The organism is uncultured Campylobacter sp., from assembly GCF_905372745.1.
In the GTDB taxonomy this organism is placed as follows: domain Bacteria; phylum Campylobacterota; class Campylobacteria; order Campylobacterales; family Campylobacteraceae; genus Campylobacter_A.
The window spans coordinates 1-25,983 of the sequence record NZ_CAJPQR010000030.1 but is presented as its reverse complement, the minus strand read 5'-3'; the positions used below and the strand labels follow the sequence as shown (position 1 = coordinate 25,983).

At 48.0% G+C, this 25,983-nt stretch carries 21 protein-coding genes; 18 read left to right on the top strand and 3 right to left on the bottom strand.

Translation table 11 applies throughout. The annotated features are described in order from the left end of the window. Window positions 1–1,178 (bottom strand): pentapeptide repeat-containing protein (locus QZ157_RS08430; RefSeq protein ID WP_295144352.1); only part of this gene is annotated, 1,178 nt, incomplete at its 3' end. A 168-nt stretch (window positions 1,179–1,346) separates the two neighbouring features. On the opposite strand from QZ157_RS08430, the gene QZ157_RS08425 reads away from it, so the two are divergent. From QZ157_RS08425 to QZ157_RS08380, 10 genes are all read left to right on the top strand, one after another. Then, entirely contained in the window at window positions 1,347–2,492 is a 1,146-nt protein-coding gene (locus QZ157_RS08425) for a toxin-antitoxin system YwqK family antitoxin (RefSeq protein ID WP_295144350.1), read from the top strand. 815 nt (window positions 2,493–3,307) lie between these two features. Further along, window positions 3,308–3,997 carry an aspartate/glutamate racemase family protein gene (locus tag QZ157_RS08420; RefSeq protein WP_295144347.1) on the top strand — a complete coding sequence of 230 codons (690 nt, stop codon included), beginning with the start codon at window positions 3,308–3,310 and terminating at the stop codon, window positions 3,995–3,997. A 741-nt stretch (window positions 3,998–4,738) separates the two neighbouring features. Further along, complete coding sequence (locus QZ157_RS08415) at window positions 4,739–5,059, top strand: DUF2325 domain-containing protein (RefSeq protein WP_002949171.1); 321 nt, start codon at window positions 4,739–4,741, stop codon at window positions 5,057–5,059. 3 nt (window positions 5,060–5,062) lie between these two features. Further along, window positions 5,063–5,779, top strand: coding sequence for a hypothetical protein (locus QZ157_RS08410; protein WP_295144341.1), 717 nt, complete (start codon window positions 5,063–5,065; stop codon window positions 5,777–5,779). A gap of 11 nt (window positions 5,780–5,790) precedes the next feature. Further along, complete coding sequence (gene fldA, locus QZ157_RS08405; RefSeq protein WP_009492535.1) at window positions 5,791–6,282, top strand: flavodoxin FldA; 492 nt, start codon at window positions 5,791–5,793, stop codon at window positions 6,280–6,282. A 290-nt stretch (window positions 6,283–6,572) separates the two neighbouring features. Continuing rightward, a complete protein-coding gene (gene luxS, locus QZ157_RS08400) occupies window positions 6,573–7,088 on the top strand; it encodes an S-ribosylhomocysteine lyase (protein ID WP_122866513.1) in 516 nt (171 codons plus the stop codon). 207 nt (window positions 7,089–7,295) lie between these two features. Then, the gene (locus QZ157_RS08395) at window positions 7,296–7,871 is read left to right on the top strand and encodes a hypothetical protein (protein WP_122866512.1); all 576 of its coding nucleotides are present in this window, start codon (window positions 7,296–7,298) and stop codon (window positions 7,869–7,871) included. A gap of 326 nt (window positions 7,872–8,197) precedes the next feature. Continuing rightward, on the top strand, window positions 8,198–10,639 hold the full coding sequence (locus tag QZ157_RS08390) for a molybdopterin-dependent oxidoreductase (RefSeq protein WP_295144333.1): 2,442 nt from the start codon (window positions 8,198–8,200) through the stop codon (window positions 10,637–10,639). 648 nt (window positions 10,640–11,287) lie between these two features. Continuing rightward, a complete protein-coding gene (locus tag QZ157_RS08385; protein WP_295144330.1) occupies window positions 11,288–12,010 on the top strand; it encodes a hypothetical protein in 723 nt (240 codons plus the stop codon). 44 nt (window positions 12,011–12,054) lie between these two features. Further along, on the top strand, window positions 12,055–12,360 hold the full coding sequence (locus QZ157_RS08380; RefSeq protein ID WP_295144327.1) for a lactoferrin binding protein: 306 nt from the start codon (window positions 12,055–12,057) through the stop codon (window positions 12,358–12,360). Window positions 12,361–12,581: 221 nt separating this feature from the next. On the opposite strand, the gene QZ157_RS08375 is transcribed toward QZ157_RS08380, so the two are convergent. Continuing rightward, the gene (locus tag QZ157_RS08375) at window positions 12,582–13,559 is read right to left on the bottom strand and encodes an SLAC1 anion channel family protein (RefSeq protein WP_295144325.1); all 978 of its coding nucleotides are present in this window, start codon (window positions 13,557–13,559) and stop codon (window positions 12,582–12,584) included. Between the two features lie 183 nt (window positions 13,560–13,742). On the opposite strand from QZ157_RS08375, the gene ciaB reads away from it, so the two are divergent. From ciaB to QZ157_RS08335, 8 genes are all read left to right on the top strand, one after another. Next, window positions 13,743–15,572 carry an invasion protein CiaB gene (gene ciaB / locus QZ157_RS08370; RefSeq protein ID WP_295144324.1) on the top strand — a complete coding sequence of 610 codons (1,830 nt, stop codon included), beginning with the start codon at window positions 13,743–13,745 and terminating at the stop codon, window positions 15,570–15,572. 343 nt (window positions 15,573–15,915) lie between these two features. Then, the gene (locus tag QZ157_RS08365; protein ID WP_295144321.1) at window positions 15,916–16,332 is read left to right on the top strand and encodes an acyl-CoA thioesterase; all 417 of its coding nucleotides are present in this window, start codon (window positions 15,916–15,918) and stop codon (window positions 16,330–16,332) included. Window positions 16,333–17,061: 729 nt separating this feature from the next. Then, window positions 17,062–19,320, top strand: coding sequence for a molybdopterin-dependent oxidoreductase (locus QZ157_RS08360; protein ID WP_295144318.1), 2,259 nt, complete (start codon window positions 17,062–17,064; stop codon window positions 19,318–19,320). Window positions 19,321–19,497: 177 nt separating this feature from the next. Next, entirely contained in the window at window positions 19,498–20,517 is a 1,020-nt protein-coding gene (locus QZ157_RS08355; RefSeq protein ID WP_295144317.1) for an ABC transporter substrate-binding protein, read from the top strand. 53 nt (window positions 20,518–20,570) lie between these two features. Then, window positions 20,571–22,052, top strand: coding sequence for a subtype B tannase (locus QZ157_RS08350; protein ID WP_295144314.1), 1,482 nt, complete (start codon window positions 20,571–20,573; stop codon window positions 22,050–22,052). Window positions 22,053–22,142: 90 nt separating this feature from the next. Then, window positions 22,143–22,325: a hypothetical protein gene (locus QZ157_RS08345; protein ID WP_295144311.1), complete on the top strand. Its 183-nt coding sequence runs from the start codon at window positions 22,143–22,145 to the stop codon at window positions 22,323–22,325. Window positions 22,326–22,404: 79 nt separating this feature from the next. Continuing rightward, window positions 22,405–23,412, top strand: a complete 1,008-nt coding sequence (locus tag QZ157_RS08340; RefSeq protein WP_295144308.1) for an iron ABC transporter permease — start codon at window positions 22,405–22,407, stop codon at window positions 23,410–23,412. Then, the gene (locus QZ157_RS08335; protein WP_295144306.1) at window positions 23,412–24,185 is read left to right on the top strand and encodes an ABC transporter ATP-binding protein; all 774 of its coding nucleotides are present in this window, start codon (window positions 23,412–23,414) and stop codon (window positions 24,183–24,185) included. Before QZ157_RS08340 ends, QZ157_RS08335 begins: the two co-directional genes overlap by 1 nt. A gap of 393 nt (window positions 24,186–24,578) precedes the next feature. Here QZ157_RS08335 and gdhA read toward each other — a convergent pair whose 3' ends face one another. Next, window positions 24,579–25,937 (bottom strand): NADP-specific glutamate dehydrogenase, encoded by a 1,359-nt coding sequence (gdhA, locus tag QZ157_RS08330; RefSeq protein ID WP_295144303.1) that lies wholly within the window; start codon window positions 25,935–25,937, stop codon window positions 24,579–24,581. Between the last annotated feature and the right edge of the window lie 46 nt (window positions 25,938–25,983).

Sequence of the window (25,983 nt, the reverse complement as noted above, 5' to 3'; positions counted from 1 at the left end):
ACAAAATTAAATAATATATTATTTAATTTTGTTTCTTTCTCAAAAACGGCATCTGTAAAATTTGCTTCACTTTTAAAATTAGCTTTTTCAAAAGTAGTCGTATCTTTAAATTTTGCATTTAAAAACCGTGCTTCATCGGTGAAAGTGGCAGAGTTAAAGTCTGTATCCGCCTTAAAAATAGCATTTGTAAAATATGCTTTTTCGTTGAATACCGCATTTGAAAAGTCGGCTTTATTTTCAAAATTTGTTTCAGTTAGTATTGCTCTGTTAAATTTAGTTCCGCGAAATTGCGCTTTTCCTTTAAATTTTGTTTTATCTAAATTTACTACGTCATTAAATTTTGCTTCTGTAAAAATTAAGTCATCTTCAAAACAAGCTTCTTTGAAAAGCATTTCGCAGTTAATTATGCTCTTATTAAAACTTAGCTTTTTGTTAAATGTGACCTTGGTAAAATCTATATTTATCCCGTCAAACTGCCTTGCGTGCAAATTAAGCTCGCAATCAAATTTTGCGTATGAGAAATCTAGAACGCTAAATTTCCCTATATCCATAGTAAATTTTTGTTTAAAATAGGCGGCTTCAAATTTTACCTCTTTCAACTCATTTTTTGTATCTAATTCAAAAGATTTATTAAAGATACTACTTGCAAAGGATATATCTTGTCTAGCGTTTTTGGATATGAAATCGCCGTTAAATGTGCACGAATGAAAATACGCATATCCATCTACGTAAACTTCTTTTGCAAATTCGCATCCGCTAAATGCACTGCTATTATTGATATTGCGTAAAAATACTTCGTTTTCAAATTCGCAAGAGCTGATGTTAGGGAATTTAGAGTCGGTAACTATAATGGCTTGCTTGATTTTGTTTAAATTTTTTATATCTTTTTGATTCCCTATATGGCAGTTTTGCAGGATTATATTTGGCTCATCGCTTTGTAGATACTTTTCTAAATTTATATTATTTTCTGGTTTTAGATCCGAATCGAAGAAAAAATAATAAAAAATGAAAAAAACCTGCTCTTCGTATTTACATTTCTCAATCCAATATGATCTCACGGGTTTTGCTACTTCCCAAAACTGCAGATTTTTACTAAGAATCCCGAGCTCCTGAAACCTTTCAAGGTCTTTTTGCTCGATTTCTTCTATTGGCGCTTTCAAAATTTTATCTAAATCCATTTTTTAAACCTCACTATCAAGCACATGCTAAAATTTATATTATGTGAAATATTATCAAAAAGCAACTTGCGAATTAATTATTAAGAAGCAAAAACCAGCAGTAAGAACTTCATCTTAAATTTAGTTTCAAATTTTAAAATTACCCAATTTAAACAAAATAGGAAAACCATGAAAATCCTAAAATTTCTATTTTTACTTCCGCTTCTAGCCATCGGTGCGCAAGCTCTAGAGCCAAAAGTCGTAATGAAGCCCGAAGCGAGCCTAAAAAACGGGCTTTACTACGTAAACGGCAAGCTCTACGACGGCACGCTAAAGATGCTTCGATACAGCGTCGAGGACTTATACGGCGTAAATGCGATGGGCATGGTCTATCCGAGGCTAAAGCCGCTACCGCCTACGCTTATACGCGAGATAGACGTGCAGGGCGGCACGGCGGTGCGATACAGAGACTATTTTGACGGCAGAGACAAACCCTCAAACGAATACCCCCTAAAAAACGGCGTACGCGAGGGCACGGCGAAGCACTACCACGCAGATAGCGGCGCGCTGATGGGCGAGAGCGAATACAAAAATGACGTCCGCGACGGGCGTTACCGCCGCTACTACTTTGACGAGGGCGGCGCGTTAAAGCAGGAGGGCTTTTTCAAGGCGGACAGACGAGAGGGCGTATTTACCGACTATTACGTTAGCGGCGAGGTTAGCGCACGCAGCCCATACGTCGGCGGGCTGCGAAACGGCGAGGACTTCGACTACTACAAAAGCGGCAAGATCCGCGGCGTGCGAACGTATAAGGACGGCAAGCGAGAAGGCGCGGAAAAATGGTACTACGAAAGCGGCGCCGTGGAGGAGACGGGCGAGTATAAAAACGACCGCAAAAACGGCGTTTGGAAGCGATTTTACGAAAACGGCAAAACGCGAGTGGTAGAAAATTACAAAAACGGCGAAAAGGACGGCGTCGCGCGCGAATACTACCCAAGCGGCAAGCTACGAGGCGAATACGAGTACAAAGACGGCCGCCAAATAGGCGCGGGACTGGATTACTACGAGAGCGGGGCGCTGGCCGCAAAGGTAATGTTTAAAAACGGACGCTATCACGGGCTATACGAGGAGTATCACGAAAACGGCGCGCTAAAAGCCAGGGTGATGTTTGAGGACGGGCTGGAGGTCGGCGAGGCGCGCCACTACTACGCAAACGGCAAACTAGAGGCTGAAGGGGAGTTTGAGCGCGGCAGGCTCATCCGCGCTAAAAAATACGACGAATCGGGTAGGCTAATCAGCGACAAGTCTGATAAAAACGGACTGCCGAGGGAGTAAATTTAGCTAAATTCGTGGGGCTAATTCACTTTAACTTTAAAGCCTTAATTTTCGGCTTTGTGCCGCTTTGGCGGGAAATCTGGCGCGCAAGGCTCAAAAAAGCGGCGAAGCGATGATAAAAGCCCGAGTAAAATTCGCGCGAAATTTTATAAATTTTACCGCGCGAAACGACTATGTGTAAACGGCGCGTAAATTTCACGGCGCGAGATTAAAGCGCTAAAACGTAAAGAGGCGATGTCTGCACGGCAATGGGCGGGATCTAGGTGAAATTTGACGGCAAAATGCGGTTTTAGGCACTTGCGGGCGTAAAACGGAGGTGGCTTAGGTGCCAAGCTCGCATAAAAAAACGCCGAAGCGGCTCTGGCAAAGCGCGCCAAAAACGTAGACGCAAGACTTGCGGACGCGAACGGGTAAAATTTGCAAACGATTTGCCTTGCAAAAAGATAAAGCTCTGCCAAACCGCAAAGGCCGTAAATTTAATCCGCCCGCGCGAAGTAATCAAAACACCGCTTTGAGCCGATAAAATTTACGAGTCAAAGAGAAAATTTGCTCGCAAATTCGGATTGCAGGCATGCCGAATTTAAACTACCTTCTTTAAGCTATCTTCCGAGCCGAGCGTTTAAATTTCCTTTGTAAATTCGGCCTCATCGGCTCGTTAAATTTACCCTTTTACGGCGCAGGCTAAAAAATTTACGCGCCTAATTTTAGCTCGTTATTTTAGGCGTTTGTAGCCAAATTTAACGCGGCGGGCCAAATTTAAATTTAGAGCAAATTTAATTTAAAATCGTAAAATCACCGAAATTTAAGGAGCAAATATGAAAAAAATCGGCCTAATCGGCGGAATGAGTTTTGAGTCTACGATAACGTATTACGAGCAAATAAATCGCAAAATAAACGAGCGTCTAGGCGGCCTTAGCAGCGCGGAGATACTGCTAAGCAGCGTAAATTTCGAGGAGATCGAGGCCTGCCAGCGCGAAAACAGATGGGAGGACGCGGGCGAAATTTTGGCGCGGCACGCGAGGATCTTGCAAGGCGGCGGGGCGGATTTTATCTTCATCTGCACGAACACGATGCACAGGTGCTTTGATGCCGTACAAGGCGCCGTTAGCGTGCCTGTAGCGCATATCGCGGACGCCACGCTAAAAGCACTAAAAAACGCCGGCGTCGCCAAAGTAGGGCTGCTCGGCACCGTCTATACGATGACGCAGGATTTTTACAAAAGTCGGTTGATAGAGGGCGGCGCGGAGGTGCTTTTGCCAAGCGCGGTGGATATGGCGGAAGTAAATCGCGTCATCTTTGAGGAGCTTTGCTACGGCAAAATCGCGCCTAGCTCAAAGGCGAATTTCTTGCGCATCATCGAGGATTTTAGGTCGCGCGGCGCGCAAGGAGCGATACTTGGCTGCACCGAGATAGGCATGCTGGTATCGCAGGCGGATACGGATGTGCGGCTTTTTGATACGACGCAGATACACATTGATGCGGCGGTAGAGGCGGCGTTGTCGTAGTTTTTAGACGCAAAGGGGTTAAATTTACTTCGCGTCTTTAGATAAATTTGCGTAAATTTACGGTTTGCAGGGTATTTTAGCATTCGGCGTTACGATTTTTAACTGTATTTTTAGACCCGCAAACGATAAATCTTATAAAAGGTAAAAGCAAGAATGGGTAAAATGTGGAGCAAACAGCGTTAAAAACGCTGTTTTAGCAGATAGAAACATAAGGAAAAATAAGAACTAAAAACGTAAAATTTGCAAAATTTAGGTTTTTTGTATTTTGAAAGCCAAACCTTCAATTTGCCTCAGAAGCTTCAAAAACAGCTTCAAAATCCCTTTAAACCACGCCTTTTTTGACATGCGCCGCACCCTATGATAGCTCATTTTTCTAAATTTTCGCCGTCTATCAAGGTAGGCTCGTATTTTTTATTATCCAAAAATAGAGCTATAGCCTTCGTTATTAGGTTTTTCTAATGCGTCGCCGCCGCAGTTTATGACGTGTGCATTGCCGCTTTTGCCGTGCTTATAAAAAGAAGTTTGTCGTTAGAGATATCGCAACTCTTAAATTTGCGCGCCTTAATTTTGGCAAAATTTAACGAGGTTTGGACGGTTTTATGCGCTGATTTCTTGGATCTGATCAAGTAAATTTAATAAACGTTACGAATTTCTACTTAAATGATAACAACTCTCATAACTAAGCTATTTTTTAGCTAATCTATTTTATAATAATCACAATCAAATAAACAGGAGTCCAAAATGTCAGTTTTAGTTATCGGAGCCGACGAGATAACGCCTATAAAAGCAGTCTTAAAAGACCTCGGCGCGGAAGCGATCGAACACTGGGACGCGCGCAACGAAAACCGCGTAAATCGCAAACCGATCCCGCAAGATACCGAGTGCGTCGTGATGTTAACCAGTTTTTTAAACCACAACACGATGAAAACGATAAAAAACCAAGCCAAAAAGCGCAATATCCCGATCGTCTGCGCCAAAAGAAGCGTCAGCTGCGTGTTTAGCGAGTATTGCAAAGTCTTTGGGCTAGATAAGGAATTTGGATGCTGCAAGGTAAAAGACTGATAGATGAAATTCGGCTTTTTATCAGGTATTGGAGAAATAACTCCAAGTATTTTTTCAGGGCTTGACGCGGTAAATAAAGCTCGAATTTTTATAAATTTATATAACTGTTGCGCAGGTCGCGAGCTAAAAATTCCTCTTATTTATGCGTATTCGGGCTTAAATTTGGAGGAAATTTTTCTAAAGCGCATCGAGGATCTGTGCGAGTTTAAAAATCCTAGCCGAAGTAAAATTTCAAGCTTTTGTATCGCCTCAAACGCCGTCATCTGCGCCTATAAAACGGGCAAATTTGACGCCGTTCCGCCGCTAGCCGTCTCCCCCAAACACCTGGCCGCCAAGCTAATCCTTATGCTAAAATCCCAAAACGGAATTTGTTTTGACGCGGACATAATGTTTTCTCAGTTTGTTTATGATAAAATACGCGCCAAACATTTTGATAAAAACGTTTATTTTCAAGACGGGATTATCTTCGCCGAGCAGGGCGGGCGCAAGCTTTTCGGCGTTATGCCGTGCTTTAAAGAGATAACCAAAGAGCGGTTTCATCTGGCTAACTGCGAGATCGCTAGGGGCTTTGAGGCGCTTAGCGGCGGAGAGTTTGACAGGATGTTCATCGTAGCTCCGAGAAATGCGAATTTCTCGCGCTACATCGAGGTAAGACGGGAGTGCGGATGCGGCGGATCGCTGCGACTGGTACCCTACACGATAAGTCATCATATTTTTTAAAGGAAATTTAAATGATAGGTATCATTTTTGGAAGCAGTATGGGAAATACTGAGGAGGCGGCGAGCTTTTTAGCCGAGAATTTGGGGCTAGAAAACGAGCTTTTAAACGTAGCAAACTGCGACGCGGCTAAGCTAAACGGCTTTGATAAGCTGATTTTGGGCGTTTCTACCTGGGGTACGGGCGACTTGCAAGACGACTGGGACGCGTTTGATTTTGGCGGACTAAAGCTTAGCGGCAAGACGGTTGCGATATTTGGCACGGGCGATGCCGAGAGCTACGCAGATAGCTTTTGCGGCGCGATGGGCAAACTTTACGATGAGGTCGTAAAAGCAGGCGCAAACGTAGTGGGGGCAGTGTCCGTGGACGGATATAAATTTGACGAATCAGAAGCCGTAAGAGACGGTAAATTCGTCGGTCTTCCGCTTGATGCCGATAACGAAAGCGAAAAAACCGAGCCTAGAATCAGCGCCTGGATAGAGCAGATCAAACCTCATTTTGCTTAAAACTTAATACTTCTAGTCGGGCTTTTGCCCGATTTTTTCTTTCAAATTTAACTCTTTTTTATATCAAATTTGGCTTTACCGCGCTAAATTTGAACTAGTTTCCGTCAAATTTTTACATTTATGCGCACTGCATTAAAGCGATTTTAGCGCGTGAGGGTTACTTAAATTTTTTAAGGCTGTTTGATAACCAACTGAGCTAATTCGGGCTTTTAATTAGCTCAAATTTGAGCTAAAATTTAGCAAATTTAGCTAAAATCACGCCGAATTTATGTTAAAAATAAGGAGAAAATATGCCTCTACTAGATAGTTTTTGCGTCGATCACGTGAGGATGAACGCACCCGGAGTGCGCCTGGCAAAGACGATGAAAACGCCAAAGGGCGACGATATAAGCGTGTTTGATTTGCGTTTTTGCAAGCCGAACGAAGAAATCTTGCCCGAAAAAGGCATCCACACGCTAGAGCATCTGTTTGCAGGCTTTATGCGAGATCATTTAAACGGCAAGGGCGTTGAAATCATCGACATCTCGCCGATGGGCTGCAGGACGGGCTTTTATATGAGCGTTATCGGCGTGCCGAGCGAGGAGGCGGTCAAGGCCGCGTGGACGGCGTCGATGAAGGATATCCTAGGCGTCAAAAATCAAGAAGATATCCCCGAGCTTAACAAATATCAGTGCGGCACGTATAAAATGCATTCGCTTGACGAAGCGCACGCAATCGCAAGCAAAATTTTAGAGCGCGGACTAATCACGATAAATAACGAAGAGATCGCGCTAGACGTCGCTGCGATGGGGCTTAAAAAGCACTGATCGCTCGTTAAATTTAGCCGCCGTTTGCGCGGCTTTTACTTTCGCGGCAAATTTGGGTAAAGCTCAAATTTGGCCCATTTTGCCGCACTCTTACTTCAAATTTTACTCTTTTAATATACAAAACCCGCTTCGTAATAAAATATAGTGATGTAATTTTAAGCGCTAAATTTATAAAATTACATTAATAATTTTTTTTAAGGAAGTGCGATGAAAAGTTTTAAATTCGTTTTGATCGCGGCCTGTGCGGCGGCGATAGGCTTAAACGCCGAGGTTTTAACAAAGACGACCGATATATCGCTAGGCGGTAAAAAGGTCGGCAAGATCGAGGTTTTAACGCCGGTAGAGGTTGTCTCCAAAGACGGCGCAAAGGCTAAAATCAAGGTAAAAGGCGCCGTTTCGGCAAACTACCTGGCTCAGATACAGCGAAGCGTCAAAAATGCCGAGATTTTCACGGTTTTTGATGCCGAGAGTGAGGCGAATTTTAAGAAAATAAAAGAGGTCGAGGACGACTACGGCGAGCTTTGGTATGAGGTCGAGGGCACGTACGAAGTCGCCGCAGACGCGCTAGGTAGCGACGCAAACGCGCTATATAAACAAGCTCAGCAAAAGTACGAGGAGACCTGCTCGGCGTGCCACCGCTTGCACGAGCCAAACAGCTTTACGGCGGCTCAGTGGCCGGCAAATTTACAGTCGATGATCGATACGAACTACGTCTCGCTAGAGGAGACGGAGCTAAATTTGATCGTTAAATACCTACAGCATAACGCAAAAACCGTAGAATAGGGCTTTGGCGCGCCTAGCGCCCAGATCAAATTTGCTCGTCGCTTGAAGCGTAAAATTTAGCGACGCTTGTTCTTTAAATTTGGATTTTATGTTTTGCGGCGGCAAATTTAATTTGCGGCGTCTTGCTCGCTAAAGAGCCGCGTTGCAAAAAGCGAGCGCCGCTAATAAAATATAGTTTTAAAAGTAAATAACGGAAAACGAGTCGCCAAATCGCGCCGGTGCCGCAAATATCGGCGATTTGGCTTTGCTTGGGTCTGCGACTTCGCGACTGCAAGCGCAAGGCGCGGGGGCTTGCTCCTGCGAGAATTAAAATAAGGGAGAAACCGATGAAAAGACGAGATTTCATCAAATTTTCGGCATTGGCGGCTACGGCTGCGCAGGCTAGCAGGATAGAAGGCGTTACGCAGACGATTTTCGATAACAAAAAGGTATTCGGCGCGAACAGATTCGGGCTTTTTTGGGCAAATACCAACTCAAATCAGATAGTTTCCGTTAGCGATTTCGAGGGCGATAAATTTCCTAATACGATGAATTACAGCCTGCCTGATTCCGTGCAAAACGAGGCTCGCGTGCTGTATCCGATGGTGCGCAAAAGCTATCTAAAAGCCAAGGGCGCGGCTAAATCCGAACTGCGAGGCAAAGAGGAATTCGTGCGCGTTAGTTGGGACGTCGCGCTTGATCTTGCCGCCAAGGCGTTAAAAGAAGCCCACGAGAAATACGGCAGCGAAGCGATCTACGGTGAGTGCTACTGGTGGGGCGGCAGCGGCAAGGTCAGCTGGGGGCGTACGGTCGCTCACAGGATGCTTAAAATTTTAGGCGGCTACGTGGAGGAAAGCGGCGATTATTCGACGGGGGCGGGTCTGGTTATCATGCCTCACGTGCTAGGCTCAAGCGCGGTTTACGATACGCCGACTAAGTGGGCGGCGATAGTTAAAAACGCTAAAAACGTCGTATTTTGGGCGACCGATCCTGTGGTAACCAATCAAATTTCATCCATTCCGCCTACGCACGACGGCTACGTAGGTATAAAAGAGCTTAAAAAATCGGGCATCAAAACATATAGCGTAAATGCGATGATAAACGACACGGCGCGCTACTTCGGCTCCGAAAATATCATCGTACGCCCTAATACCGACGCGGCGTTAATTATCGGCATGTGCCACCATCTGTTTACGAACAAGCTCTACGACGAGGAATTTATCAAAAAATACACCGTCGGATTTAATAAATTTAAAGACTACTTTATGGGCGAGACCGACAAAGTCGTAAAAGACGCGGAGTGGGCGAGCAAAATTTGCGGCGTAGCGGCGGATAAGATAAAAAGCTTCGCCGAGGCGCTAGCCAAAGAACCGACGACTATCCTTATAGGCCGCGCGCTTCAAAGAGCCGACCACGGCGAGCAGCCTTTCTGGGCGCTTATAGCTCTTAACGCGATGCTAGGCTATATCGGTAAAGAAGGCCTTGGCTTTGAGTTTAGCCTAGGATACGACTCTGGCGGTATGACGAATAAAATTTCGCCGACGCTAAAAGGCATCAGCACGCGCATTAGCGAAAAATACGAAAATTTAGGCAAGGCTCCTTGGAAAGACGCTAAAAACGTCACCATTCCGTCCTCTCGCAGCATCGAGGCCTTGGAGTATCCGGGCAAAGAGATCGACTACGACGGCACTAAGATTAAACTACCTCGCATGAGAGTGGCGTATATGGCCTCAGGCTCGATGTTTACGCGCCATCAAGACGTAAATAATGCAGTTAAACAGTGGAGAAAATTCGAAACCGTCATCACCGCCGAGCCTTATTGGACCAGCACGGCGAAATTTAGCGACATCGTACTACCCGTAGCTATCGAAGTCGAGCGCAACGACATAAACCAAACCGGCGACAGCGGCGAATACATCGTAGCCTATAAGCCCGTCATCGCGCCGATGGGCGAGAGCAAGAGCGACTTTTGGATCTGCGAGCAAATTTGCAAACGCTGGGGTTACGGCGAGGCGTTTAGCGAGGGCAAGGACGAGCTCGGCTGGATGAAAGAATTTTACGCCGACGCGGCCGAGCAGGCCAAGGGGCTAAATTTAAGCATGCCTAGCTTTGAGGAATTTTACGAAAAAGGATTCGTGAGATTTGAAAAAGACGACGAGAGCAACGCGCTCTACACTCGCCTAGCCGCCTTCCGCGAAAATCCTGCCAAAAACCGCCTAGGCACTCCGTCTGGCAAGATAGAGATATACTCGCCGACGATAGCGAAGATGAACTACGCCGACTGCCCGCCGATGCCTACGTGGATCGAGCCGAAAGAGTGGCTAGGCAACGCTAGCAAAAAGTACCCGCTACACGTCGTTAGCCCGCACTCTCGCTACCGCCTGCACAGTCAGCTAAACAACTCTATAATTAGAAATTTCGCCGAAGTTAGCGGCAGAGAGCCGGTGCTAATAAATCCAAAAGACGCCAAAGAGCGCGGCCTAGCCACGGGTGACGTCGCGCGCGTATTTAACGACCGCGGCGAGATACTAGCGGGCGTGCTAGTCACCGACATAGTGCCCGAGCACGTCGTAGCTATCTGCGAGGGCGCATGGTACGACCCGGAAATTTGGGGCGAAAAGAGCCTCTGCCAGCACGGTTGCGTAAACGTGCTAACATTTGACAAAGGCACGTCCAAACTCGCGCAGAGCAACTCGGCTCACACCGTGCTAGCGCAGATTGAGAAATTTAAGGGGGAGATTAAACCTATAACGGCGTTTTCGAAACCTAAAATCCTACAATCTTTGTAGAATTTAACGCGTCGTCTCTTGCGCGCCTTTAAATGATTTCGTAAATTTCGCCCTGCGACAGGCTAATTGCCTAGTCTTGGGACGAAATTTACTTCAAAACATTTAAATTCATCGCAAGATACTTCCGCTTACGTTTTTTGGGCGGCGCGTCGTCTCGCGGGCATCTTTGCTTGATCTCGTAAAATTTTCGCTCCGCAGGCTATATGCCTAGCGTACGCTCAAATTTTACTTTTTCTTTTTTAGCTACGAGCGTAGCGGAGTAGAAAACAAGCAAATCTGCTCCGCGATACTTCCGCTTACGTTTCTTGATTGTGTGCCTTTTGCAAGTGCTTTTTGTAGAGCTAGTAAAATTTTGGCTTCCCTTTTTTGCGCTCAAATTTGCAATCAGCCGATTTCAGCAAACATTGCCCTTTGCTGAAATTTTGCGCTTCTAGCGAAAACATATGCGCCGAAAATTTCAGGCGATACGAAGGCGAGCCGAAATTTTCGTGCTGACGAAGTCAGGCGCCGCATCCGTTTGAGCGGGAGCGTAAAATTTATCTCTTGGTTAAGCCCATTTTCTTTCGTATTCGTCAAATTTGAACGCAAATTTTGCGCGGATTAAAAACTCTGCTAAAATTGGCTCAAATTTAACCCAAAGGCCTTGCCGTGCAAATCCCGAATTTGATCCGAAATTTCATCCGCAAATGCATCGTTTCAGAGTGCATTTTGCTACCGTTTTTCTATCCTGACGAAGGCGAGTTTGAGAGTTTTCAGGAAGGATACAGGCTCGCTAGCCGCAAAACGGGCGAGGAGCTAGCAGACGACGCGCCCGGACAGTGGCGCAAGAGCTGGCGAGTCATCGCGCGTAACGGCATGGATGATCCGTTTTTCGTCGATTTTGCCCTTGGCGACGCTTCACCCGTGTATTTTGCCTATCACGGCGTGGGCTCGTGGAAGCCGATAAAGGTCGCGGACGACATCGTTAAATTTGAAGAAATTTTAACCGCACTTGCCGCGCTTGAGGCGCCTTGCTCGCTTGAAGCGATCGCTCCGCTTGCTGATTTAAGCAACGAATTTTACCGCGAGCTGGCGGACGACTACGCGCAGCAAGATGAAGCGCGCGAGGAGCCTGAATATAAATATTTCAGCGTTTTTATCGAGGATCTGGGCGCGGACAAGGTAAAAACGCTCGTATTTTTAAAGAAATTTTTTGAAGATGGGAGCTTTGCGGCGACTAAAGAGAGGGCGCAAAATTTACCGCTTTGCCTTTTTAGCGGCATAGAGGAGTCGGCGCTAGCGCTACAAGACAAACTCGCCTCGCTCGGAGTTAAATTTTACGCCCGCGAGATAACTTTTAGCGAAATGATCGCGCTGCGAGGCAAAATTTAGCTAAATTTCGCTACCATACGCTGCATCTTCAAAAAAGGAAAGACATGAAAAAATCGTTATTTTTAGTCGCGCTTTGCGTATTTGCCGGCAATTTGGCGGCCGAGGAAACTCCTGCTGCTTGCAAAGAGTACGAAAAGGTTTCTTACGAGTTCATCGACGCGATGGAAAAACAAGCCAAAGCTCAGGGCAATAAGGAATTTAGCGCGGAGGCGACGAAAAAAGAGTTTGAGGCCGACTACGCTAGCATAAAAAAGCTAAGCAAGGAGGAGCAAGAAGTCGCTTGCCATAAGGGTACGGCCGAGGTTAAAGAGATTACGAATATGCTAAAATCAAGCGGATTGCTAAAATAATTCGCTTTTTTGGCTAGGATAGGCTAGGCGACGCAAATCTCGCAAAACGCTATGGTTAAGCGTCGCTACGGCCCATCTAAATTTGCGCTTAAGAAAGCTAAATTTGCCGCTTGGTTTAAATTAAACGCGGCGACAAACGTCTAAAGCCCGCGCTAAAGCAAATAGCGCGATATTTTAGCTCTTAAATTTAGCGTCTTTTTCGCCTAATTTACGCTAAAATCTCACTTCTGCGCCGTAAAAATCTCTCCGCTAAATATCGCTTTTACCGTATAAAAGCCCACGATACCTATAAAAACGCATAAGATAGCAAAACCTGCCGCTCCCGCAAATAAGAAAAATTTGATCCCGCAAAGCTCAAATGCCCGTAAAAACGCGACGCTTGCCGCTGCCGTAGGAAAGGTAAACGCCCACCAAGAAAGCGAAAATTTAATCCCAAGAAAGCTTTTAAACATATAAATGATAAAAAGTACGAAAAATAGCGTAACGTAAAGCATGATTTTAGCCGCCGCGTCAAAGCCGCCCGTTAGCTTAGTATAGCCTAAAAACGCCATCGCGGGCGGAGCTACCGTGATAAAAAGCGTCGGGATAAATTTAGGCGGCATCAAGGCGCAAAAAATGAGACGATAGAGCAAAATAGCTAAAATTACTGGCCAAAAAAATATCCCGACCGAAAAATAATACCACGCAAACTCGCTCGTAGCAGGCGCGGCTAACGGAACGAAAAGGTTGCCTACGATAGGCAAAAACCACGCCGGGCTAGCGTGCTGCGGCTCTACGTCGCTACGTATCCAAAAAGACATAGCGTGCAGCGTGATGAAGGTCTGAAATGCTACGCCCACGCAAAAAAGCGTGTCGTAAATGGACGCAAAATCCCTCCAAAGCGTCGCTACCAGCAGCGTGCCGATCGAAAACGCGGCGAAAAAATTTACCTGCACGGGATGAAACAGCTCGGCCTTGCAAGCTTGTGGGTGTTTTATCAGCTTAGCCGCGTAACAAGCGCAGATGAGCGCGTAGGCTAGACTCGCCGCGCCTCGCAAAATCTCAAAAACCGCACCTGAGATATCAAAGATCAAATTTAGTCGCTCGTAAGCAAGAGCCAGTCCGCCAAGCCCCATAACTACGGTGTAAAACATGATCGGAAAGTGCTGCAGCCGGCTTGATTTTTCTTTTTTTGTCTTTTTTTCTTCTTGAGTTTTCATCGTCTTCTCGGTTTTTCGTTAAATTTTAGTCCGATTTTAGCGCAATTTCGCTGATAAAGCCGCAAGATAAATCAATTTTTAGAGCTTTGGCTAAAGGCGCGAAATTTAGCCGAGCTTGAGGTTTTTTAACTCAGCGTCCAGCATTTTTAAGCTAAAATACGCCAAATTTTAAAAAGGACAAACGTGAACGATTTTAAAAGATTAAATGAGCTAGTAGCCGCAGGCAAAGACGAGCTAAACGCGATGTATAGGCAGCTGGATAATCCTAGCGAGGTCGTGCAAAAGATGCTAAAAATCGCCGGCTTTAAGGGGCAAAAGAGCGAAAAGGTCGCAGTTTTGCGCCGCATCGTCGATCTAAAGGTTGAGCCGCTAGAAAACGAGCTAAAAAAACAAGGTCGCGAGGAGACCGAGATAGGGCGCATAAAAGATGAAGCTTTTGAACTCGTGCGCGAGTTTTACGAGGCGCGCTTTGAAAAGCTGTTGGCGCGAGTAAAAGAGGAAAAAATTTTAGACGAGTTTTATCTGGCGCTACTTAGCGGCATGCACGGCGCGGGGCTAGCGATGAACGCGTGGCAAAGCGCGTGGGACAAGCAAATCCTGCAAACGACGAATAAAGAATTCGAAGCTAAATTTGCAAGCATGGCCGATGCGATCAAATTTATCGACGAAAACCGCCTCTATCAAAAAGACGGCGAGCAAAAGGGCGAGCGAAGCTACGGCGCAGTTATGAAAAACGGCGAAAAATACGCCTTTGCGCCCTATGCCGTGGCTTTTGAAAACGAAGTAAAACGCGTGGCGGACGCTCTGGATGCGCTAATCAAAAATCTAAAATCGCTAGTTGCAAACGACGAGCAAAGAGCTTACGTAAAGTACTTTGAAAAGCTAAAAGCAGCGTTTTGCGAGCGAGAAAACGACCGCACGATCCCCGCGTGGCAGGACGCCGAGCGCGCATGGATGGATGTAAAAGGCCCGCTACAGCCCGGTCATCCGCTCGAGTACTACGAGGACGCCTACACGCATGCCGTCGCGCTCGAGTGGGACGTTAGGCTAGCGGGTGCGAGCGACTTTGACGAGGCGAAGTTTAAAGCCAGCGTCATCCGCGCCTACGAGCAAATTTGCCGCGAGTGCGGGATAGAGGACGCCCTGCTCGCGCGCCAAGTTACGCAAAACGTCGCTAGAACGCAGACATACATCAGCGTGCCGATGATCTACTACGGCGCCGAGCTAAACGGGCTATTTTCCGCGCAGGTCGTGCCAAACGACGAGACCGTGAGCAAGGAGCGGGGCAAAAAGATATTCGCCTTCGTCGAGCACGTTTACGAGAGCGCCAAGGCGCGGCCGTTTATGAAGCTTAGCGGCGAGATTTTTTCGCGCGAGTTTTTGGACTACGGGCGCGAAATTTTGTTTAAAAAGCCGCAAATTTGGAAGAAAACCTACGAAATCTCCACGATCGGCCACGAGTTTGGGCATATACTTTTCGTCGGTACCGACACGGAAAAGACGATGAACGCGGACGGCGAGTTTAAATTTATCGAGGAGTATAAGGCGACTACGGGCGGGCTGGTAAATTTCTTTATCGGCGGCGAGGCTGGCTACGAGATGAGCGTATTTCACGAGCTGATCGCCCGCGCGGTCGGGCTCATCGCATGGCGCGAGGTCGATGAGGTGCGGGCGTACTACTGCGAGGGGCTTATCCATCTTAGCTTGCTGTTTGACTCGGGCGCGCTTAGCTTTGAGGGCGGCGCTTTGGTCGTCAAATTTGACCGCGAGCATTACGCTAAATTTAAAGAAATCTGCCTCGCAAACTACAAAAATTTGGCGCTTCACTACGCAAGGCGCGCTCCGGCGGGCGAGTTTTTGGCGAAATTTTGCGACAAAGAGGGCAAAAGCTACCTGCCTAAACACGCGCAGGCAAGGGCCTTTGTAGAGCACTACTGCGCCCGCTACAAGGCTATCGGAAACGAGCTTGACGAGAGCGGCGAATGGGAGAAATGGCAAGCTGGAGAAAAGTAGTCCGAGGCAAATTTGCGCTAAATCTGGCGGCCCCGGCATACAAATTTAACCCAAATTTTACGTCAAATTTGCCTTTTTCTAGCGGCCTAAACCCGCACCTTTTTGGCGCTGAGTTTAGCATTTTTAGGATACGGATTTTGCGGGCTAAATTTGTATGTCGCGTTTCGCAAATTTACCGAATTTGCTGCAAGTCCTGGTTTTTTGCATCAAATTTGCCTTAAATTCGGGCGTAAAATTTAAAAAGTAAAATTTGATAAAATCGCGGTAAATTTACTTGAGGGCAAGCAAGCCAAACGCGGCAAATAGTCGCTAAATTTACGAATCTAAAACGAAAGGATAAAAAATGGAAGAAATGTTAGAGGGTATGGGCGAGCCGCGCATAAAACAAGTCGCGCTACCAAAGGACACAAACTCGGCGGGCAATATATTCGGCGGCTGGATACTAAGCCAGATCGACCTAGCCGGCGCGCAGGCCGCGCGGGAGCTCTCGCCCGAGCGCGTCGTGACGATCTCGATGCAAGAGATTATATTTAAACAGCCCGTTTTCGTCGGCGATGTCGTGAGCTGCTACGCCAAAATCATCGCCGCGGGCAACACCTCGATCAAAACTAAGATCGAAGTCACGGCGCTACGGCTAAACGCGGCGGGTTTTCGCGAGCGCATACACGTTACCTCCGCGATCGCGACCTACGTGAGCGTAACTAAAGACGGCGCGAAAAAGCCGATCGATCCGCAGCTAAAAAAGGCGCACGGTTTTTGACGAATTTGCCTTGGTCGGAGCGCATTTTACGGCTCTAGTTTGCATGCGGCAGGATCGTGAAATACGCTTTGCCGTATGATCGAGCCGTTTTTTAACTTATAAATTTTGCGTTTGCGCCCGCAAAGTGCGTATTTACCGTCTAAACGGCGGTCAAATTCGATCCGAATTTACGTAGGCGACGGCTCTTGCGCGAATTATACGCGCCAGGCGCCTGCTAAATTCGGCCGAGCTAGATTATCTGGCTCGGTTTTAGCTTTTGGTGCATCGGAAAATCAAAATAAACGCTTAAAACCATTAAAACCAAATCTACCCTGCTTCGCGCAATAAAACCGTAAAATCGTTTCCGGCGCTTTGCGGGATTTAAAATAGCGGCGCAAAACGCATTTTCTAGATTTACGCTCGTAAATTTCGCGGCTGAATTTTGGATATTTCGGGCGAATTAAGTTATATTAAGCATTAAACTATTTTTTTAAGCCGTGTTAATACTATTACAAATTCTAATCTTAATAAAAGCTCTTAAGTTATTCTTATTCATAAATAATACGATATAGCTAAAATAACGATGTAGCAGCATTTAGAGTCCCATACGCTACATAAAATAATTAACAAAATCTTAAATCAAAATATTGATTTAAAGTATTAAGGATTTTTATTATTTTTTAAGGACAAATATGCAAATATTTCATATTTAATAAATATGCAAAATCTGCATATAAAAAAGGAGAAAAAATGACGAAGACCGGCAAAGTCATATGCCCATACTGCGGCACGGGCTGTCAGGTCGAGCTTCACGTCGAAAACAACGTGATAAGAAGCGCGCTAGGAGTGCAGGATAACCCCGTAAATCAGGGAAATCTGTGCTTAAAGGGCTTTTACGGCTGGGACTACGTGGGGGCGCCTGATAGATTAACAAAACCGCTAATCCGCAAAAAAGATGGCGTATTTAGCAAAGACGGAGATCTCGAGGAGGCTAGCTGGGACGAAGCGCTCGATCTAGTCGTCGCAAAGATGAAAGAGGTCAAGGAAAAATACGGCCCTGACGCGCTAGTAGGCAACTACTCGGCTCGCTGTACGCTAGAGGACAACTACGTCGCGCAAAAGATAATGCGCGCTGTAATCGGCACGAATAACGTCGATCACTGCGCTAGAATTTGACACGCTCCGACTGTGGCAGGTCTTGCCAAAACAATCGGTAACGGAGCGGCGACAAACAGCTTTACGGAGATCGGACCTTATAGTAATTGTATCTTGATGATCGGCTCAAACCCAGAAAACGGCCACCCGATCGCGGCTATGCACATACAGCGCGCGCTAAACCGCGGCGCTAAGCTCATCGTGGTAGACCCGATAAAGACGGAATTTGCCAGCCGAGCGGACGTGCATTTGCAGTTAGCGCCCGAGCATAACATCGCTGTTATAAACTCGCTTCTTTACGTTATTTTCGAGGAAAATTTAGTTAACTGGGACTTCGTAAACGAATGCACCAAGGGCGTAGAATACGTACGCGAAGCGGTCAAGGACTATTCGCCTGAAGCCATCGCTAGCTACACCAACCTAAATCCTGAGGACGTGAGAAAAGCGGCTCGCATGTACGCGACTATCCGCCCGGCCGTCATCACGCACGGTATGGGCGTTACGCACTTTAACCACGGCGTAGGCGCGGTTTGCGATATCTCAAATTTATTTCTTTTAACGGGAAATATCTGCGAGCTAGGTAGCGGCGACCTACCGATACGCGGTCAAGAAAACGTCCAAGGCTGCTGCGATATGGGCGTGTTGCCAAATATTTTCCCAAATTTGGGCTCGGTAACCGATCCAAAACAGCGCGAGTGGTTTGAGCAGGTTTGGCATCTAGAGCCTGGCTTCCTAAACGGTAAAATCGGCATCCATAAAACCGAAGTGCCAAACGCCATCCTTGACGGCAGGGTGCACTTTTTCTGGACGATGGGCGAAAACCCGGTTATGACCGATCCAAACACCAACCACTTCCTAAAAGCGATCTCTAAAGTAGATATGTACGTGGTTCAGGATATATTTTTAACCGAAACGTCGCGTAAAGCCGACGTCGTGCTACCTGGCGTGGCAAGTAGCGAAAAAGAAGGCCTCTACGCCAACGCCGAGCGCCGCGTACAGCACAACGAGCACGTCATCACGCCTCCGGGAGACGCCAGACAAGACTGGTGGATCATCTGCGAGATCGCCAGAAGGCTCGGAGCGACGGAAGGGTTTAACTTTAACTCCCCTGAAGAAATTTGGGAAGAAGTACGCAAGTGCGACCCTAGAAGATACGGCGGCATGAGCTACTACCGCATCAAAAAGCACCACGGCTTGCACTGGCCGTGCCCTGATGAAAACGACATGGGCGGACAGAGCCTATATCTAGATAAAAAATTCTTTACGCCCGACGGCAAAGGTAAATTTATCCCTTGCTTGCACGTAAAGAGCGTCGCAGATATCGAGCCGGCAAAAGCGGAGTTTGCTAAACGCGTAAATTTACCGCCTGAATACGAAGTGATGGCCGGCAGCGTGGACGAGCCGACCGATGCCGAGTATCCGATACAGCTGCTAACTACGCGTAAAGTCTATCAGTACGCCGGCGGCGTCATGACTAGACGATCAAAAGCTATCGAAGAGGGCGGCGACAGTATCGGACCAATCGCTGAGATGAATCCTGCGCTGGCCGAGCGCTACGGTATCAAGCAAGGAGACTTCATCAAGGCATGGAGTAGATACGGCTACATCGTCATCAAAGCAGACGTCACAGGCATCGTCCCGGACGGCGTCATACAGATGACCTATCACTACTGGGAGAGCTGCTGCAACGAGCTAACGAGCAACGGCTGGGACTTCATCAGTAAGACCCCGACCTTTAAGGCTGCCATCCAGATCCAAAGGATCGATGAGGAGGAGTTTTTGCGTATTCGCGAGCTAAAACGCATCAAATTCCAAACCAACAAGGTCATCTACGACGACTATCACCACGAGTGATTTTTAGCCCCGCTTGCTAAACCACGGGCGGGGCTGCTTAAATTTAGCTTTTAAATTCGCTTCTTGATTAAATTTTAAAAAATATATCTTATTTTAATATGCTTTTCTGTAATATTCCACAAATTTTAATATGCATTTTTGTAATATTATAAATTTATACTTCACAAGGAGCAAAAGATGAAAAAATTTCTCACGACGTTGCTTTTAAGCGCTATCGTCGCGCTAGGAGCCGAGGTCAAAACCATCACCGATATGACGGGTAACGAGGTCAAAATCCCGGCCAAAACGCAAAAGATAGCCGCGCTTTGGCACGCAAACAACCAAGTTATCTTGGTGCTAGGCGGCGCGGACAAGATCGTAACTACGACCGATCTCATCAAGAAAAATAAGTGGTTTGCCGCGATTTACCCTCGCATCGCAGAGGTGCCGGCTGCGCTAAACGGCAACGACATCCAGATCGAGGAGCTAGTTAAACTAGCGCCCGACGTAGTCGTCGTGTCAAACAAAAATTTCCAAGAAAACCTTACTAAAAACGGCTTTAGCGCGGCGAATTTGATCTTTCGCGACTACGACGATATGAAAAAAAGCGTGCTACTAACGGCCCAGATCATCGGTGGCGACGCGGCTAGCAAGGCAAAAGAACTAAACGAAAATCTAGATGCCAACATCGCGCTAGTTACCGAGCGCACGAGCAAGCTAAAGGACGCTGCGCGCCCTAAAGTGCTACACATCGTAGGCGGCGCAAACTTGCTAAAAATCGACGGTACCAAAACGATCATCGATACGTGGGTAAAATACGCGGGCGGTAAAAACGCGGTGCAAAAAGAGGGCAGTATGATAGAAATCACGGCCGAAGAGATCGTGGCGGCAGACCCTGATATCATCATCGTTGGCGGTGCGGACAATCAAAAAGCGGTTGAGAAAATCTACGCCGATCCCGTATTTGCAGGACTAAAAGCGGTTAAAAACAAAAAAGTCTACGGCAACCCAAAAGGCGTATTTAGCTGGGATAGATACGGCGCGGAGTCTGCGCTGCAAATTTTATGGGCGGCTACGATCGTTCAGCCGGAGCTCTTTAAGGACGTCGACGTAAAAGCCCAAACTAAGGCGTTTTATAAGAAATTTATGAACTACGACCTTAGCGACGCGGAATTTGACTACATCCTAAAAGGGCTAAATCCGGACGGCAGCAAATAATCAAATTTGAGCGATTTTGCCGGTAAACCCGGCAAAATCAAAAGGAAGCAAAGATGAAAAAAGGGACGCTTGCATTTGGCGCGGCGGCTTGCCTGTGCGCGGCGATTAGCGCGCAGGCGGCGGATCTGAAATTTGACCCGGATAAATTTGAAACTCGCTCTATAAAAGCGGGCGAAAAAGAGGTCAAATTTAGAGCCTACGAGGGGATAGTTTACGTAGCAAACCCCGTGGATAGCCGGTTTCAGAGGCTAAATTTTTACGTCCCGGCGCAGTATTTTGAAGGCAGCAAAAGCGAGGCGGGCAAATTTGACGCGGCAAGCGCTCCGATCTTTTTGCCAAACTCCATCGGCGGATATATGCCGGGCAAGCCTTTTACGCCCGCTCTTGATAAAAACGGCAAGCCAAACGCGGTACTAGCGGCGCTTGAGCGCGGTTACGTAGTCGCAGTGCCCGGAGCTAGAGGCAGGACGCTCAAGGACGCAAACGGCAAATTTAGCGGCAAAGCGCCCGCCGCCATCGTCGATCTAAAGGCCGCCGTGCGGTATCTAAAATTTAACGACGCAGCTATGGCCGGCGACGCAAATAAAATCATATCAAACGGCACGAGTGCGGGCGGAGCGATGTCGGCGCTGCTTGGCGTCTCGGCGGACGCGAGCGAGTTTGAGCCGTATCTGGCAGCACTCGGAGCCGCAAAGGTTAGCGACGAGATATACGCCGTCTCCGCCTACTGCCCGGTTACGAACTTAGAAAACGCCGACGCGGCCTACGAGTGGATGTTCGGCGCGCAGACTAAATACGAGAAAATGGACTTTAGCGCGCTTGACGGGGCTGGATTTAACGACCGAAGCGGTAAGCCAAAAACCGTCTCAGGCGAGCTAACCGCAGAGCAAAAAGAGCTCTCCGCCGCGCTAAAATCAGCCTTCCCGGCTTACGTAAATTCGCTAAATTTAAAAGACGCCAAAGGCCGCGCGCTAACGCTTGAGCCTAGCGGCGAAGGTAGCTTTAAAGAGTATGTCAAAAAGACGCTAGCAGACTCCTATGCCTCCGCAAAAAGTCGCGAGAAAAGCCTGCTAAAGCCCGAGTTTTTCACGCTTGAAACGCAAGGTTGCACGCTAGGATATGATTTTAAATTTGAAGACTTTGTTCTATCTATGCCGCGCGCTAAGGCTGCGCCCGCATTTGACGGACTAGAGCTACAAAATCCCGAAAACGACTTTTTCGGCGATGCGGACGCGGCGGCGAAGCACTTTACCGAATTTAGCGCAAAACGCGGTGGAGGCGAGAGCGCGGACGCTAAAATCATAAAAATGGTAAACGCGATGAGCTATCTAGGCAATAAAAGCGCAGCCAAATTTTACCGTATCAGGCACGGCGCAGCCGACTCCGACACCGCTCTAGCGGTGCCGCTTATCTTGGCGCTGGGGCTACAAAATGCGGGCAAAGCGGTTGATTTTGCGGTGCCCTGGGGGCAAGGTCACGGCGGCGACTATGATCTGGACGAGCTTTTTAGATGGATGGACCGCGTCGTAAAGTAGCCGAAATTTGACGCGGCGGAAGCTTGCTTCCAAATTTGGCTTGACAAAAATTTGCGGAAACGTTAGATTTAAATTTGAGCGCGGCAAGGGGTGCCAAGCTCAAATTTATCGTTAGCGCCAAGCCTTAAACGCAAAACGGCGGGCGAATTTGACCCAAGCGGCATAAATTCGGTGCTTGGCGCGGGCTATCTAGATCGCAAAAAACCGCCTTTTGGCTCGCTGTTTTGCGTGGCGATCGCAAATAAGAAACAAAAGCTTCGCTCGCCAAGTTAGCGGCAAGGCAAATTTGGTCCTTTTGCAAGCGATTTTCGTGCGGGGCTACTGCGGACGCAGATTTTATTTTAGGAGAAAGATGAAAAATATTAGTTTTAAATTTACGCTGATTTTGCTAGCAGCGCTGACCGTGTTTTGCGGCGTAGTCGCGCTTGGCGTCGGCAGGTTTTACGTGGCTCCGGGCGACGTGCTTAGCGTGATCGGCGGCTTTTTTGGAGTGCCGACGGACGTCGCGGCAAATATCCAAAACGTCGTCGAAAACATCCGCATACCGCGCATCATCGCGGCTATCCTCGTCGGAGCCGCGCTTAGCATCAGCGGAGCGGCGTATCAGGGCGTCTTTCGCAACCAGCTAGTTAGCCCCGATCTGCTGGGCGTTTCGGCCGGAGCTTGCGTCGGAGCCGCGGTTGCGATCATGTTTGATATGCCTCTTTTTTGGGTGCAGGCGTTAGCTTTCGTCTGCGGGCTCGCAGCCGTAGGCATGACGCTATCCATACCGCGTCTGATGGGGCGCTCTAGCACGCTGATGCTGGTGCTCTCAGGCATCATCGTTAGCGGTTTGATGGCTTCTGTTATCGGCTTTTTAAAGTACGTCGCCGATCCCGAGACCAAGCTACCCGACATCGTCTACTGGCAGCTAGGAAGTCTAGCTAAGATCGACGCGGGCAATCTTAAATTTATCGCGCCCGTGATGATAGCCTGCGCGGTGCTGCTCGTAGCGATGAGCTGGAGGATAAACCTACTCTCGCTAGGCGACGAGAGCGCAGCGAGACTAGGCGTAAACGTAACGCTCGAGCGCGGCGTCATCATCGTCTGCGCGACGCTGCTAACGGCATGCAGCGTGTGCGTGAGCGGTATCGTGGCGTGGGTGGGACTGCTGATGCCCCACCTGGCGCGCATGCTGGTGGGTGCGAACAACGCCCGCAGCCTGCCTGCTAGTATATTTATGGGGGCGATATTTTTGCTATTTGTCGATACCCTAGCGCGCACGATCAGCGTGAGCGAGGTGCCTCTGGGCGTACTTACGGGCTTTATCGGCACGATATTTTTCGTCTGGGTTCTCTGGCGAAACAAAAAGGTCGCGTGATGCTTGAGGTTAAAAATCTAAATTTCGCCTATCCAAACGGCGCAGGTAGGCTAGAAAACGTAAATTTACGCGTCGGCAAGGGCGAGATACTAACGATACTGGGGCGAAACGGCGCGGGCAAATCGACCATGCTAAGCCTAATCAGCGGCACGCAGGCGCCGCACTCGGGCGAAGTTTGGCTAAGCGGTAAAAATAGCGCCGAGCTTAGCAACAAAGAGCGCGCCAAAATCATGGCCTACGTCGCGCAAAGCGAGATCTGCGAGTACGACTACACGGGGCTTGAGTTTATCACGATGGGGCGAGCGGCGCATCTGGGCATTTTTGCGCGGCCTAGCGAGGAGGACACGGCGATCGCGAAGGAATTTACCGCAAAGCTTGAGATCACGCATCTTGAGGATAAATTTATCACTCAGATGAGCGGCGGGCAAAAGCAGATGTGTTCTATCGCGCGCGCGATGGCTGCAAAGCCCGAGATTATCGTATTTGACGAGCCGACCTCGGCGCTGGACTTTGGCAATCAGTATAAATTCCTACGCACAGTTAAGCAGCTAAAAGAGCAAGGTTACACCATCGTGCTAACGACTCACAATCCCGATTTTGCCGTGCTTCTAGGCGGCTACGTGGCTTTGGTTAAGGGCGGAGGCGAGGTGGCTTTTGGTAGCGTGGACGAGATCATAGAAAGCGAGCATCTAAGCAAGCTTTACGGGTTAAATTTGAGCGTAGAGTACATCGAGCAAGTAACTAGAAAGTGCTGCCTGACGCATCCGCTGTGAGCCACGGCGCGCGAGAAGCAGCGTAAATTTGCGCTACGCAAAATCAAAAAGGCGCAAGCGACGCACGGCGGCGGGGCGGGTAAATTTATGCGCCTTGGGACTCAAGGCGTGCGTGCCCGCCTTGTCGTTTGGTAAAATTTGCTCTCAAATTTAGCTCAAATTTGAGGCTTATAAAATTTAACCAAGCCTTGGTGCGTTTTTAGTCGGCGCGGCTCTACAAATTTGACGGCCCTATGTTTGCGCCGCCTGTAAATTCGCCGTTAAATTTAAAGCTTGTAAATTTGGGCGGCTTTTATTTTTCTCCCGCGTTGCGCGCCGGAAATGATTAAAATTTGCTTCGTTAAAGCGGTCTTGCTAAAGCGAAGCAAAATCCCTCCAAAATTTAGGGCAAATTTACACGTATCCCTGATCTATCATCGCGTCGGCTACTTTTCTAAAGCCCGCGATATTTGAGCCAAGCACCAGATTTCCCTCGTCGCCAAACTCCTTGCTAGTCTCGTAGCTAAGCTCAAAGATATGATTCATGATGCCGTGCAGCCTATGATCGACCTTTTCAAAGCTCCACGCGGTCATGCCGGCATTTTGCATCATCTCAAGGCCGCTTGTGCCCACGCCGCCCGCGTTTGCCGCCTTTGCCGGAGCGAAGTAAAAGTCCTTTTGCGCTAGCATGAAATTTATCGCATCAAGCGTACTTGGCATATTTGCGCCTTCAGCCACGAAGCGACAGCCGTTAGCGTAGAGCGTCTTTATGTCGGCTAGATGCAGCTCGTTTTGCGTCGCGCACGGAAACGCTCCGTCGCAAGGCACGTCCCACACGCCGTTTCTACCCTCTTTGTACTCGCTCACGCTTACGTATTTTGCGTTCGGTCTAAATTTAACGTATTCGCTAAGGCGCGCGCGTTTGACTTCTTTTAGCTCTTTAAGCACCGCTAGATCGATGCCCTCTGCGTCGTAAACGTATCCGTTTGAATCAGAAACCGTGATAGGCAGCGCGCCTACTTGATAGAGCTTTTCTACCGTGTATATGGCGACGTTTCCGCTACCGCTTATGCTGCACTTTTTGCCCTCTAGTCCAAGGCCCGCTTTTTGCAGCATATTTTGCGTAAAATAGACTAACCCGTATCCAGTCGCTTCCGTGCGAGCTAGGCTGCCGCCCCAGTTTAGCCCCTTGCCCGTTAGTATGCCGTCAAATCTACCCGTGAGTTTTTTATACTGCCCAAACATATAGCCGATCTCGCGCGCGCCCACGCCGATGTCGCCTGCGGGTACGTCTACGGTGTTGCCGATGTGGCGGTATAGCTCGCTCATAAATGCTTGGCAAAAGCGCATTATCTCGCCCTCGCTCTTGCCTTTTGGATCAAAGGTGCTGCCGCCTTTTGCGCCGCCGATATTTACGCCAGTGAGCGAGTTTTTGAAAATTTGCTCAAATCCAAGAAATTTTAGCACGCCAAGATCGACGCTTGGGTGGAGCCTTAGACCGCCCTTGTATGGGCCAACAGCTGAGTTAAACTGCACGCGGTAGCCGTTATTTACCTTTGGTCTGCCATCATCGCCTGTGTATGTCACGCGAAAGATCACCGTGCGCTCAGGGATGACGATGCGCTCTAGGATCGCGTGTTTTTGGTACTTGCTCTCTCTTTTGATAAGCGGCTCGAGGCTGTTTAGCACCTCGGTCGCAGCCTGTACGAACACGCCTTGGCCCGGATTGGTTCTTTTTATCCACTCCATCGTTTTTTCGATGTACTCGCTCATCTTAACTCCTATTCGTCAAATTTTCGTAGTTGAATATTAACTCTCC

Excerpts from the sequence above, each read along its gene's own strand:
- QZ157_RS08340 (WP_295144308.1), top strand. The coding sequence starts at position 22,405 with ATGAAAAATATTAGTTTTAAATTTACGCTGATTTTGCTAGCAGCGCTG.
- gdhA (WP_295144303.1), bottom strand. The coding sequence starts at position 25,937 with ATGAGCGAGTACATCGAAAAAACGATGGAGTGGATAAAAAGAACCAAT.
- QZ157_RS08410 (WP_295144341.1), top strand. The coding sequence starts at position 5,063 with ATGAAATTCGGCTTTTTATCAGGTATTGGAGAAATAACTCCAAGTATT.
- QZ157_RS08415 (WP_002949171.1), top strand. The coding sequence starts at position 4,739 with ATGTCAGTTTTAGTTATCGGAGCCGACGAGATAACGCCTATAAAAGCA.
- QZ157_RS08335 (WP_295144306.1), top strand. The coding sequence starts at position 23,412 with ATGCTTGAGGTTAAAAATCTAAATTTCGCCTATCCAAACGGCGCAGGT.
- QZ157_RS08380 (WP_295144327.1), top strand. The coding sequence starts at position 12,055 with ATGAAAAAATCGTTATTTTTAGTCGCGCTTTGCGTATTTGCCGGCAAT.
- QZ157_RS08350 (WP_295144314.1), top strand. The coding sequence starts at position 20,571 with ATGAAAAAAGGGACGCTTGCATTTGGCGCGGCGGCTTGCCTGTGCGCG.
- QZ157_RS08390 (WP_295144333.1), top strand. The coding sequence starts at position 8,198 with ATGAAAAGACGAGATTTCATCAAATTTTCGGCATTGGCGGCTACGGCT.
- QZ157_RS08420 (WP_295144347.1), top strand. The coding sequence starts at position 3,308 with ATGAAAAAAATCGGCCTAATCGGCGGAATGAGTTTTGAGTCTACGATA.
- QZ157_RS08375 (WP_295144325.1), bottom strand. The coding sequence starts at position 13,559 with ATGAAAACTCAAGAAGAAAAAAAGACAAAAAAAGAAAAATCAAGCCGG.
- luxS (WP_122866513.1), top strand. The coding sequence starts at position 6,573 with ATGCCTCTACTAGATAGTTTTTGCGTCGATCACGTGAGGATGAACGCA.
- fldA (WP_009492535.1), top strand. The coding sequence starts at position 5,791 with ATGATAGGTATCATTTTTGGAAGCAGTATGGGAAATACTGAGGAGGCG.
- QZ157_RS08395 (WP_122866512.1), top strand. The coding sequence starts at position 7,296 with ATGAAAAGTTTTAAATTCGTTTTGATCGCGGCCTGTGCGGCGGCGATA.
- QZ157_RS08425 (WP_295144350.1), top strand. The coding sequence starts at position 1,347 with ATGAAAATCCTAAAATTTCTATTTTTACTTCCGCTTCTAGCCATCGGT.
- QZ157_RS08355 (WP_295144317.1), top strand. The coding sequence starts at position 19,498 with ATGAAAAAATTTCTCACGACGTTGCTTTTAAGCGCTATCGTCGCGCTA.
- QZ157_RS08365 (WP_295144321.1), top strand. The coding sequence starts at position 15,916 with ATGGAAGAAATGTTAGAGGGTATGGGCGAGCCGCGCATAAAACAAGTC.